This is a genomic window from Acidovorax sp. FG42, from assembly GCF_057809195.1.
Genome location: NZ_JBMDJM010000002.1, coordinates 391,362 through 403,341 on the forward strand (window position 1 = coordinate 391,362; position 11,980 = coordinate 403,341).

12 protein-coding genes are annotated in these 11,980 nt (G+C 58.6%); all 12 read left to right on the forward strand.

Annotation, left to right across the window (positions count from 1 at the left end; genetic code table 11):
• The first annotated feature begins 27 nt into the window (after nucleotides 1-27).
• The 12 genes from hisS (at nucleotide 28) to ACODSM_RS04425 (ending at nucleotide 11,902) form a co-directional block, all read left to right on the forward strand.
• Nucleotides 28-1,290 (forward strand): histidine--tRNA ligase, encoded by a 1,263-nt coding sequence (hisS, locus tag ACODSM_RS04370; RefSeq protein WP_488804435.1) that lies wholly within the window; start codon nucleotides 28-30, stop codon nucleotides 1,288-1,290.
• A gap of 14 nt (nucleotides 1,291-1,304) precedes the next feature.
• Nucleotides 1,305-1,997: a YfgM family protein gene (locus ACODSM_RS04375; RefSeq protein WP_488804436.1), complete on the forward strand. Its 693-nt coding sequence runs from the start codon at nucleotides 1,305-1,307 to the stop codon at nucleotides 1,995-1,997.
• Nucleotides 1,998-1,999: 2 nt separating this feature from the next.
• Nucleotides 2,000-3,163, forward strand: a complete 1,164-nt coding sequence (gene bamB / locus ACODSM_RS04380) for an outer membrane protein assembly factor BamB (protein ID WP_488804437.1) — start codon at nucleotides 2,000-2,002, stop codon at nucleotides 3,161-3,163.
• A gap of 13 nt (nucleotides 3,164-3,176) precedes the next feature.
• On the forward strand, nucleotides 3,177-4,520 hold the full coding sequence (gene der / locus ACODSM_RS04385) for a ribosome biogenesis GTPase Der (protein WP_295940017.1): 1,344 nt from the start codon (nucleotides 3,177-3,179) through the stop codon (nucleotides 4,518-4,520).
• Between the two features lie 105 nt (nucleotides 4,521-4,625).
• On the forward strand, nucleotides 4,626-4,880 hold the full coding sequence (gene hfq, locus ACODSM_RS04390) for an RNA chaperone Hfq (RefSeq protein WP_015013419.1): 255 nt from the start codon (nucleotides 4,626-4,628) through the stop codon (nucleotides 4,878-4,880).
• A 93-nt stretch (nucleotides 4,881-4,973) separates the two neighbouring features.
• Nucleotides 4,974-6,125: a GTPase HflX gene (hflX, locus tag ACODSM_RS04395; protein WP_488804438.1), complete on the forward strand. Its 1,152-nt coding sequence runs from the start codon at nucleotides 4,974-4,976 to the stop codon at nucleotides 6,123-6,125.
• Nucleotides 6,126-6,178: 53 nt separating this feature from the next.
• Nucleotides 6,179-7,552, forward strand: a complete 1,374-nt coding sequence (gene hflK, locus ACODSM_RS04400) for an FtsH protease activity modulator HflK (RefSeq protein WP_015013421.1) — start codon at nucleotides 6,179-6,181, stop codon at nucleotides 7,550-7,552.
• A gap of 9 nt (nucleotides 7,553-7,561) precedes the next feature.
• The gene (gene hflC / locus ACODSM_RS04405; RefSeq protein WP_015013422.1) at nucleotides 7,562-8,470 is read left to right on the forward strand and encodes a protease modulator HflC; all 909 of its coding nucleotides are present in this window, start codon (nucleotides 7,562-7,564) and stop codon (nucleotides 8,468-8,470) included.
• A 26-nt stretch (nucleotides 8,471-8,496) separates the two neighbouring features.
• Nucleotides 8,497-8,679 carry a DUF2065 domain-containing protein gene (locus ACODSM_RS04410; protein ID WP_015013423.1) on the forward strand — a complete coding sequence of 61 codons (183 nt, stop codon included), beginning with the start codon at nucleotides 8,497-8,499 and terminating at the stop codon, nucleotides 8,677-8,679.
• Between the two features lie 90 nt (nucleotides 8,680-8,769).
• A complete protein-coding gene (locus ACODSM_RS04415) occupies nucleotides 8,770-9,918 on the forward strand; it encodes an ATP phosphoribosyltransferase regulatory subunit (RefSeq protein WP_422849218.1) in 1,149 nt (382 codons plus the stop codon).
• Nucleotides 9,919-9,945: 27 nt separating this feature from the next.
• Nucleotides 9,946-11,322 carry an adenylosuccinate synthase gene (locus ACODSM_RS04420; protein ID WP_488804439.1) on the forward strand — a complete coding sequence of 459 codons (1,377 nt, stop codon included), beginning with the start codon at nucleotides 9,946-9,948 and terminating at the stop codon, nucleotides 11,320-11,322.
• Nucleotides 11,323-11,377: 55 nt separating this feature from the next.
• Nucleotides 11,378-11,902: a phosphoribosyltransferase gene (locus tag ACODSM_RS04425; RefSeq protein ID WP_060986468.1), complete on the forward strand. Its 525-nt coding sequence runs from the start codon at nucleotides 11,378-11,380 to the stop codon at nucleotides 11,900-11,902.
• Nucleotides 11,903-11,980: the final 78 nt, after the last annotated feature.

Below are 11,980 nucleotides of genomic sequence, written 5' to 3' on the forward strand. Positions count from 1 at the left end.
CCGGAGAAGCTGGTGGCGGTGAAGGGCATGAACGACATCCTGCCGCCAGAATCCGCCCGCTGGGAATGGTTGGAGGCCAAGGTGCGCGACCTGATGGCGCGCTATGCCTACCGCAATATCCGCACTCCGATTGTCGAGCCCACGCCCCTGTTTGTGCGTGGACTGGGCGAGGTCACCGATATTGTGGAGAAGGAGATGTACTCGTTCGAGGACCGCCTTAACGGAGAGCACCTCACCCTTCGCCCCGAAGCGACGGCCGGTGTGGTGCGCGCCGTGGCGGAGCACTCCATGTTGTACGACGGTGGCAAGCGGCTGTATTACATGGGTCCCATGTTTCGTCATGAGCGCCCCCAACGTGGACGCTACCGCCAGTTTCACCAGATCGGCGCCGAGGCACTGGGTTTTCCCGGCGCCGAGGTTGACGCAGAGCTGATTCTGCTGGCCAGTGCACTGTGGCGCGATCTGGGCCTGCAGAATGTGCGCCTCGAACTCAACAGCTTGGGGCAGCCGGACGAGCGCAAGGCTCACCGGGCAGCATTGATTGCGTATCTGGAAAAGCACATCGATCTTCTGGACGAAGAAGCACGCCGACGGCTGCACAGCAATCCGCTGCGCATCCTCGATACCAAGAATCCAGCAATGCAGTCAGTGGTGGAGGCTGCCCCCCGGTTGATTGACTTCCTTGGCGAAGAGTCTTTGGCCCACTTCAATGCGGTCAAGGCCATTCTCGACGCCAATGGCGTGGCCTGGAAGGTGAACCCCCGTCTGGTGCGCGGCATGGACTATTACAACCTCACCGTGTTTGAGTTTGTGACTGATCAGTTGGGCTCGCAGGGCACGATCTGCGGTGGAGGTCGCTACGACTATTTGATCGAACAGATCGGCGGCAAGGCAGCGCCCGCAGTGGGTTGGGCGCTGGGGGTGGAGCGCGTTCTGGAGTTGCTCAAGGAGCAGCAAAGTGCCTCCCCCTCTTTGGCTCCTGATGTTTATGCCATTGTTCCCTCGACGGCCGTGTTGCCCCGGGCGGTGACCACCGCCGAGCAATTGCGTCGACACGGTATTCGCGTCCAAATGCATGCGGCGCCTTCGTTGGATGGCATGGGCAGTATGAAGTCGCAGTTCAAAAAGGCTGATGCCAGTGGCGCCGCGTACGCCCTGGTGTTTGGTGATGATGAGCTGTCTCGTGGCATGGTGACCGTCAAAGCCTTGCGAGATGGCGCAGGGGAGCAGACAGAGCGCCCGCTGGAATCAGTTGCCCAATGGGCGGCCACCCTACAATCCACCCGCTAAACCAATCACATTCCATGGCAAATCATCTCGACCTTGAAGAACAAGAGCAGTTAGACCAGCTCAAACATTTTTGGAATACCTGGGGCACTTTGATCAGCTCTGTGGCGATCGTCGTTGCGGGCGGAGCGGCAGCATGGAACGGTTACCAGTACTGGCAAACCCGTCAGGCCACGCAGGCCGCCGCTTTGTTTGATGCTGTGGATGCGGCTGCACGGTCTGCAGACAATGCCCGCATGGGGCAGGCGTTTGCGGATTTGAAGGCCAAATATGCAGGGACCGTGCAGGCTGGACAAGCGGGTCTGACGCTCGCCAAGGCCATGCAGGGGGCTGGCAACGCCGATGGTGCCAAAGAAGCGCTCGCCTGGGTCGCAGAGCAATCTTCGGATGAAGGCCTCAAGGCTTTGGCCAAACTGCGGCTGGCAGGTGTGCTGATGGATCAGAAGAATTACGACGAAGCGCTCAAGCAACTGTCTGGCAGTTTTCCGCCCGAGTTCTCGTCCGTTGTGGCAGACCGGAAGGGTGATGTGCTGGCACTCCTGGAAAAGCGCCCGGAAGCGATTGCCGAATACACCAAGGCATACAAAGGGTTCGAAGACAGTGTGGAATACCGCCGCCTTGTGGAAATCAAGCTCAACGCACTGGGGGTCACGCTGCAAGGTGTGACTGTGGCCGCTGCGGCAACCGCAACCCCTGCAGAGTCCAAATAACCATGACATCGCCTATCAACACAAGGTCTGGGCACCTGTTTTTCGTCCGGGGGCTGTTGGCGGCATTGGTGGCCACCACGTTGGCTGGTTGCTCTTTGTGGAGTGCAGACAAGGCAAAACCGGTGCCTGCGGACCTTGGCGCCAATGTGGCTGTCCTGGGGGTGAGGCAGGCGTGGACGGCGCGCGTCGGTAGCGTGGCGGGCTTGCCTCTTGAGCCCCATGTTGCTGGAAATGTCGTGACGGTGGCGTCCGCTGATGGTGCTGTGGCGGCCTTGGACGCGCGCACCGGTGGAGACATCTGGCGTGTGGCGCTGGCCGAGCCCTTATCGGCAGCTGTGGGCAGTGACGGCAAATTTGCGGCGGTGGTATCGCGCAACAACGCACTCATCGTGATGGATGGTGGCCGTGAGCGTTGGCGTGAGACGCTTGCCGCACAGGTCTTCACTCCCCCCTTGGTCGCAGGCGGTAGGGTGTTTGTGCTGTCGGCAGATCGATCAGTGTCTGCCTTCGATCTTGCCACGGGCCGTCGTCTGTGGGCGCAGCAGCGCCCAGGGGAACCGTTGATACTGCGTCAAGCGGGCGTATTGCTTGCGGTAGGCGACACCCTGGTGGTGGGCTTGTCGGGCCGCTTGGTCGGATTGAATCCTGACAACGGCAGCGCGAGGTGGGAAGCGCCCATCGCCAGCCCTCGCGGCACGAACGATGTTGAGCGCTTGGTCGAATTGGTGGGGCGCACCAGCCGTGTGGGTGAAATCGTGTGCGCTCGGTCTTTCCAAGCCGCTGTCGGCTGTGTGAACACGGCCCGGGGCACGACGCTCTGGACGCAGCCCGCCAGCGGGTCTGAAGGCATTCATGGCGATGCGGACGCCATTTTTGGTTCGGAAAGTAATGGGACGCTTGTCGCTTGGCGCCGTGCGGATGGCTCGCGCCTGTGGAGTATCGACCGACTCAAACACCGCAAACTCACGGCACCGCTGCTTTTGGGGCGCTCGGTTGTCGTCGGTGACGATGCTGGTTTGGTGCATCTGCTGTCTCGCACCGATGGCTCCCCTCTGAACCGACTGGCAACAGATGGTTCAGCCATTGCGGCTGCCCCGGTGGTGGCTGCAGATACGCTGGTGGTGGTTACCCGCAACGGCGGTATCTACGGATTCCGTCCAGATTGATCGGTCTTATTCAATGAAGCCAGTAATCGCCCTCGTGGGGCGTCCGAATGTCGGTAAGTCCACGCTTTTCAATCGCCTGACCAAGTCGCGAGACGCCATCGTCGCCGACTTTGCGGGACTTACGCGTGACCGACACTACGGGAACGGCAAGCAAGGAAAACACGAGTACATCGTCATCGATACGGGGGGCTTTGAGCCGGATGCCTCCAGCGGCATCTACCGCGAGATGGCCAAGCAAACCCAGCAGGCGGTCGCCGAAGCGGACGTGGTGATTTTTGTGGTGGATGCCCGTGCGGGTGTCTCGGCGCAAGACCACGACATTGCCAACTACTTGCGTCGCTTGGGCAAGCCCTGCGTGCTTGTCGCGAACAAAGCAGAGGGCATGCTCCAGGGCGTCCAACTGGCGGAGTTTTACGAGCTGGGGCTGGGCGAGGTTTATCCCGTGTCCGCGGCCCACGGGCAAGGCATACGCAGTTTGGTGGACATTGCACTGGAGCCGCTCAATTTGCCCGAGCCAGACGATTCGGATGCGACGCTGGACAAGGGCGTGATCAAGCTCGCCGTGGCGGGACGTCCTAATGTGGGCAAGTCCACCCTCATCAATACATGGCTTGGTGAAGAGCGACTGGTGGCATTTGACATGCCGGGTACGACCCGCGATGCCATCACTGTACCTTTCGAGCGCAACGGTCAGCGGTTTGAATTGGTGGATACCGCAGGATTGCGCCGCAAGGGTAAGGTGTTCGAGGCCATCGAGAAATTCTCGGTGGTGAAAACGCTCCAGGCCATCGAGTCTGCGCACGTGGTACTGCTGCTGCTCGATGCAACCCAGGGCGTGACAGACCAGGATGCCCATATCGCGGGTTACATCCTGGAGAGCGGTCGTGCCGTGGTTCTCGCGGTGAACAAATGGGATGCCGTGGATGACTACCAGCGTCAGCTTTTAGAGCGCTCCATTGAGACGCGACTCGCGTTTCTGAAGTTTGCTTCTTTGCACTTCATCTCGGCGAAGAAGCGTCAGGGGCTGGGCCCTCTTTGGACGTCGATTGCCCAGGCCCACCGGGCTGCCACCTGCAAAATGTCCACGCCAGTGCTCACCCGCCTGTTGCTGGAGGCCGTTCAGTTCCAGAGCCCCAAGCGGGCCGGGATGTTCCGGCCCAAAATGCGATATGCGCACCAGGGGGGCATGAACCCGCCTGTGATCGTGATCCATGGCAACTCCCTGGAGCACGTAACGGATGCCTACAAGCGATTCCTGGAAGGGCGCTTCCGCAAGGAGTTCGATCTTGTCGGGACTCCACTGCGCATTGAGATGAAAACCTCTCACAACCCATTTGTGGACAAAGACGAGGCCTGATTGCAAAGGCTCCTTAGTCGAGGGGCCATGCATGCTGAAGCTGGGGTATGCGTCTGGCTGTGGTAAGGTGATGGTTTACAACAACACTTGAACACGGAGAATATCGTGAGCAATAAAGGCCAGCTTTTGCAAGACCCCTTCCTCAACGCATTGCGTCGGGAGCATGTTCCAGTGTCCATTTATTTGGTTAACGGGATCAAGCTGCAGGGGCAAATCGAGTCTTTCGATCAGTACGTGGTGTTGCTGCGCAATACAGTGACGCAGATGGTCTACAAGCACGCGATTTCTACGATCGTCCCAGGTCGAGCCGTCAATTTTTCTACTTCAGAAACCCCTGATGCCGACAGCAGCAACTCTTGAGTTGTTGCCAAGTGGCGGAACTCGCTTGTTGAGCGAGGCAAAGCGAAAAGAGGGTGGTTGGCTTTGAGTTCGGCTTCCGCATCCTCGCCCACCATGACTCCGGTGTTGCTGGTGGGGGTGGACTTCGGTCTTCCCCATTTCGATGCTGAGTTGGAAGAGCTGGGGCTGCTCGCCCAAACCGCTGGTATGCAGCCTGTTGCGCGCATTATGTGCAAGCGCAAAGCACCAGATGCCGCGCTGTTCATTGGCAGTGGCAAAGCGGATGAAATTCGCACTTTGGCACACATGCATGGAGCAGTGGAGGTGCTGTTTGACCAGTCTCTCAGCCCGGCGCAGCAGCGGAACCTGGAGCGCCATATTGAGCTGCCAGTGAATGACCGCACGTTGCTCATTCTGGAAATCTTTGCGCAACGGGCGCGCAGCCACGAGGGCAAGCTTCAGGTGGAGCTTGCCAAACTGCAGTATGTGAGTACGCGCCTGGTGCGCCGCTGGTCTCACCTGGAGCGTCAAACCGGCGGTATCGGTGCCCGTGGCGGCCCTGGTGAAAAGCAGATCGAACTGGATCGGCGCATGATTGGCGATGCGATCAAGCGCACCAGAGAGCGCTTGGTCAAGGTCAAACGCCAGCGGTCTACACAGCGGCGCCAACGCGCAAGACGCGACACCTTCAATATTTCACTCGTTGGATATACCAACGCGGGCAAATCAACCCTTTTCAATGCTTTGGTGAAGGCCAGGGCGTACGCAGCGGATCAACTTTTCGCCACGCTGGACACCACGACGCGGCAGTTGTACCTCGCAGATGCGGCACGCTCCGTTTCGTTGTCCGACACGGTGGGCTTCATTCGGGATCTTCCCCACGGGCTGGTCGATGCGTTCCAGGCCACGCTGCAGGAGGCGGTCGACGCCGATTTGCTGCTTCACGTGGTGGACGCTTCCAATTCGGATTTTCCGGAGCAGATGGCGCAGGTGGAGCGGGTGTTGCAGGAAATTGGTGCCTCGGACATCCCTCAGATACTGGTCTTCAACAAGCTTGATGCTTTGCCTGAAGAACGACGTCCGCCTGTGTTGGTGGACCAATACGAAGTGGGAGGGCAGTTGTTGCCTCGACTGTTTGTCAGTGCTCGATCTGGCGAGGGGCTGGATGAGCTGCGCCGTGCCTTGGCGGCCAGGTTGATGGCTGCGCAGGAGGTTCTGGATATGACCCCAGCAGACACCCTTGAATTACCGGATGCTTTGTCCTGATTGGGCACAATGCACCATCGGATGATGCCATCAGAGAACCAGAGATTTTGCGCATGAATTTTCATAATCGCACCCTACGTTGGGCTTCATTGCCAGGCCGTATTCGGGGCATGTTCAATCTGAACGATCCACGTTGGGGTCGCGGTGATGACAAGTCCGAAGACGGCGGTGTGCGTCCTGAGGATCGGCCTGCAGCGCCACCTGGCGGCCCAAGGGGCGGCGAGCAACGGCCGGGCAACGGCCAGCAGCCACCGGATCTTGATGAGCTCTGGCGTGATCTCAATCGCAAGCTTGGTAGCCTGTTTGGCGGGAAAAACGGCTCGGGTCGCGGTCCCGGTGGAGGGGCTGGTGGCGGCTTTCAGCCAGATATGAAAAGCGCAGGTGTCGGTGTCGGTCTGATTGCCGGTATCGCGTTTGTGATCTGGATGGGCACCGGCTTCTTTATCGTGCAGGAAGGTCAGCAGGCCGTCATTACCCAGTTCGGAAAGTACAAGAGCACCGTTGGCGCGGGTTTCAATTGGCGCCTGCCTTATCCGATTGAGCGCCATGAACTTGTTTTTGTGACGCAGATCCGCTCTGCCGATGTGGGACGTGACACGGTCATCAAAAGCACCGGCTTGAGAGAGTCCGCGATGCTGACTGAAGACGAGAACATCGTCGAGATCAAGTTTGCCGTTCAGTATCGTTTGAGCGATGCCCGGGCTTGGTTGTTTGAAAGCAAGAACCCTTCGGACGCCGTGGTCCAGGCCGCTGAAACGGCTGTTCGTGAGGTGGTGGGCAAGATGCGCATGGACACGGCGCTGGCGGAGGAGCGTGACCAGATAGCGCCGCGCGTTCGCACTCTGATGCAGACCATCCTGGACCGCTACAAGGTCGGGGTTGAAGTGGTCGGCATCAATTTGCAGCAGGGCGGGGTGCGGCCGCCTGAGCAGGTCCAGTCATCATTTGATGATGTACTCAAAGCAGGGCAGGAGCGCGAGCGCGCCAAGAACGAAGCCCAGGCTTATGCGAACGACGTGATCCCGCGTGCTGTGGGCTCTGCGTCACGTCTGAATGAAGAGGCGGCGGCTTACAAGGCAAGGATTGTTGCGCAGGCGCAGGGCGACGCACAGCGGTTCGCGTCGATTCTGGCGGAGTACCAGAAGGCGCCTCAGGTAACCCGGGATCGCATGTATCTGGAAACGATGCAGCAGATTTATGGCAACGTGACCAAGGTGCTGGTCGAGTCGCGTCAAGGTTCCAATTTGCTGTACTTGCCCCTGGACAAGATCATGCAAGGGGTTGCGAGCGGCTCGGGGGCGCTGGATGCGCCTGCCGCGACCAGTCCGTCTCCGGCGGTGTCGTCCCCGGCGACACCCGCCCCCACCTTTTCGAATGATTCTCGGGCGCGCGATACCAGCCGTACCCGGGAACGTGAATCCCGCTAGGAGCAGTTCGTGAACAGAGTCGGTTTTATTGCATCTACTCTTCTGGTGGTGCTTGCTCTCATGAGCTCCATGCTTTTCGTGGTGGATCAGCGTCAGTTTGGCGTGTTGTATGCGCTGGGCCAGATCAAGGAAGTGATCACGGAGCCAGGCCTCAACTTCAAGCTGCCTCCACCGTTCCAAAACGTCACCTACATCGACAAGCGTCTTTTGACCTTGGACAGTACGGACACGGAGCCCATGCTGACGGCCGAAAAGCAGCGCGTGGTGATCGACTGGTATGTGCGTTGGCGTATTTCCGAGCCCACCGAGTACATCCGCAACGTGGGACTGGACGAGACGGCCGGCGCCATGCAACTGAATCGTGTCGTGCGCAATGCTTTTCAGGAAGAAATCAACAAGCGTACCGTGAAGGAATTGCTCTCACTCAAGCGCGAAGCTTTGATGGCCGATGTCAAGCGCGAGGTTCTGGAGACTGTTCGTGGCTCTAAACCCTGGGGGGTGGATGTGGTGGACGTTCGCATCACCCGTGTGGACTATGTGGAAGCTATCACCGAGTCGGTATACCGGCGGATGGAGGCAGAACGTAAGCGTGTTGCCAATGAGCTGCGTTCCACAGGGGCGGCCGAGGGCGAAAAGATACGGGCCGACGCGGATCGCCAGCGAGAGATCACGATTGCCAACGCGTATCGGGATGCTCAGAAACTGAAGGGTGAGGGCGATGCCGAAGCTGCTCGCATCTATGCAGAAGCCTTTGGGAAGGATCCCCAATTCGCTCAGTTCTATCGCAGCCTGGAAGCCTACAAAGGCAGCTTCAACAAGAAAAGTGACGTGATGCTGCTGGACCCGTCGTCTTCAGATTTCTTCAAAGTCTTTCGTGGATCGGTCCCTGCATCGGCGCCTGCGGCGCCTCGCAAGTAAAAAAGCGCAATGGCCGTGAAAGGCGAATGATGTGGGACAGTCTTTGGACGGCCTTTGCCTTGGTGCTGGTGATTGAGGGCTTTCTGCCTTTTCTGTCCCCCCAGGTCTGGAAACGCACGGTGGCCCAGATCGCGCAATTGCAAGATGGTCAGATACGTTTTTTTGCGTTGTTGGCCTTGGGCGCGGGCGTTCTGATGCTTTGTTTCTAACGGCTGTCCCACTGTGTGGGCGGGAGATTCTTTGGGGAGTCTCGTCGCGTCCCGGTAGAATCGCGGTTTTAACAGCCTCCCCTTTTCTCCATGTCTGCTTGGGTCCTTCCGGATCACATTGCCGATGTCTTGCCGTCTGAAGCTCGGCACATCGAAGAATTGCGTCGCGGGCTGCTCGATACAGCCCGTTGTTATGGTTACGAGCTGGTCATGCCCCCGCTGTTGGAGCATCTGGAGTCTCTCCTCACCGGTACTGGGGAAGCGCTGGATTTGCAGACCTTCAAGCTGGTCGACCAGCTGTCTGGTCGCTCCATGGGCTTACGGGCCGATACGACACCCCAGGTGGCTCGTATCGACGCACATTTGCTCAATCGCAAAGGAGTGACGCGTCTCTGCTATTGCGGTCCCGTGTTGCATACGCGTCCCGACCGCCCCCATGCCACCCGGGAGCCTCTTCAGTTTGGTGCTGAGATCTATGGGCATGCAGGGGTAGAGGCGGACCTCGAAGCGCTTCAGTTGGCCAGGGAGTGTCTGCGAGTTGCCAATGTACGCAACACCACGGTAGACCTTGCGGATGTGCGTATCGTCCGCAACCTGTTGGCTGGAGTGAGCGTCAGTCCGCAATTGCTCAGCGGAATTCACGCTGCCTTGGCTGCCAAAGATGCGGGTGAGTTGTCGGTTCTGACGCGTGGCTTTCCGGACGAATCTCGACAGGGCTTTCTCGCCCTGGTTCGTTTGTACGGTGATTCTGCTGTCTTAATTGAGGCAGAAAAAGCACTCAAGCGTATTAATGGTGTGCCTGAGGTGCTATCAAATTTGAAGTGGCTGGCCTCCCGCCTTGAAGGAGCGACCGTTACCTTTGACTTGGCTGATTTGCGTGGGTATGCCTATTACAGCGGTGCGCGCTTTGCTATCTATGCCCCGGGTGCCAGTGATGCCTTGGTGCGCGGTGGTCGATACGACGAGGTCGGTGCAGTCTTTGGCCGGAATCGCCCTGCGGCCGGATTCAGTCTGGATATCAAGCAGGTGGTTGGTGTGGTGCCGCCCCGTGCTTTGAAGGCTGCAATTCGTGCCCCTTGGGGTGAGGCTGCGGATGTGAGTGCTGCTATCGCAGAGCTTCGGTCAGCCGGGGAAACGGTCGTGTGTGTTTTGCCTGGGCATGAGAGTGAGGTGGATGAGTTCCACTGTGATCGTGAACTGGTTCAGGTTGCTGGCCGTTGGGTCGTGCAGGCTGTTTGAGCAATTGTCATTTGAATTGGGTTTGAGATGAAAGCAACCAAAGGTCGCAACGTAGTGGTGGTCGGTACCCAGTGGGGCGACGAAGGCAAAGGCAAGTTGGTCGATTGGCTGACGGAAAGCGCTCAAGGCGTAGTGCGCTTCCAGGGGGGGCACAACGCTGGCCACACATTGGTGATCAATGGCGTCAAGACAGCTCTGCATTTGATTCCCAGTGGCATCATGCGCCCAGGGGTCAAGTGCTACATCGGCAACGGCGTGGTTCTGTCCGCAGCAAAGCTGTTCGAAGAAATTGAAGGCCTGGAGAAAGCCGGCGTCGAGGTGCGTTCGCGCTTGCGGATCAGTGAGGCGTGCCCGCTGATCCTGCCCTTCCACGCTGCCATCGATGTGGCGCGCGAGGCGGCCAGGGAGCAGGGCGGAACAGAGAAGATCGGGACCACCGGTCGTGGCATCGGTCCGGCATATGAAGACAAGATCGCGCGTCGTGCGCTGCGCGTACAGGACTTGAAGTACCCAGAGCGTTTTGCAGCCAAGTTGCGTGAATTGCTGGACCTGCACAACCACGTGCTGACCACGTACCTGGGGTCCGCAAAGTTCGTGTTTGGCGATGCGCTCAAGCCTTACATCCAGGATGGCAAGGTGCAGTTTGATGTGGTTTATGCCGAGGCTATGCGCCATGCAGACCTGCTCAAGCCCATGATGGCTGATGTGTCGCGCGAATTGAACGAGGCCAACCGGGCTGGCGCCAATCTGCTATTCGAGGGTGCCCAAGGCACGCTGCTGGATGTGGACCATGGCACATACCCTTACGTCACCTCCAGCAACTGCGTGGCTGGCAATGCAGCTGCGGGTTCTGGTGTGGGGCCTGGCATGCTGCATTACATCCTTGGCATCACCAAGGCGTATTGCACGCGTGTGGGCGGCGGTCCTTTCCCTACCGAGTTGGATTGGGAAGTTCCTGGTACTCCTGGCTATCACATGAGCACGGTCGGTGCCGAGAAGGGAGTGACAACAGGACGCAGTCGCCGCTGCGGCTGGTTTGATGCCGCGTTGCTGAAGCGTAGCGCCCAGGTGAATGGCCTCACAGGTCTGTGTATCACCAAGCTGGATGTACTGGACGGGCTGACCGAGCTGTTGCTATGCACTGGTTACGAACTCGATGGAGAGCGCATTGATCTGCTTCCCATGGGCGCTGAAGACATCGCCCGATGCACACCCATCTATGAAACGTTGCCGGGCTGGAGTGATTCCACGGTTGGAGTGACCGACTACGACAAGTTGCCCGCAAGCGCGCGCCGCTACCTCGAGCGTATCGAAGAAGTGACAGGCGTTCCGATCGACATGATCTCAACCAGTCCTGATCGCGACCATACGATCATGATGCGTCACCCTTATGTCGCCGTCTGATCGACAAACTTGTCTTGCTGATATCAACTAAACGCCCACTATCCAGGAGTCATCTATGTTGACCGAAGACGGAAAACATCTCTATGTCAGCTATGACGAGTACCACAGCCTCATCGAAAAACTGGCGCTGAAGGTGCATCAGTCGGGTTGGGAATTCGACACGATTCTGTGTCTTGCTCGTGGTGGGCTGCGACCAGGTGACATTCTGAGCCGGATCTTTGACAAGCCACTGGCCATCATGTCAACGAGTTCCTATCGCGCAGAGGCCGGCACGGTGCAGGGGCATCTGGATATTGCACGTTTCATCACAACGCCCAAGGGTGAAATTGCAGGACGTGTGCTGTTGGTGGATGACTTGGCTGACTCTGGGCACACCCTGCACGCTGTGATCAACATGCTTAAAACCAACTACGCGCCCATTACTGAGCTCCGCAGCGCGGTGATCTGGACCAAGGGGCTGTCGACGTTTTCGCCAGACTACTCCGTCGAGTTCCTTCCGAGCAATCCCTGGATCCACCAGCCCTTCGAAGGTTACGACAGCCTGAGTCCTGAGAAGCTCCTGGAAAAGTGGCGTGTTTGATTTTTCTTGCAAACTAGCCGAACCGTGCTATAGTCGAGGGCTTCGCTACTGAGGCCTGAGTGCAAAAGTGTTCAGGTT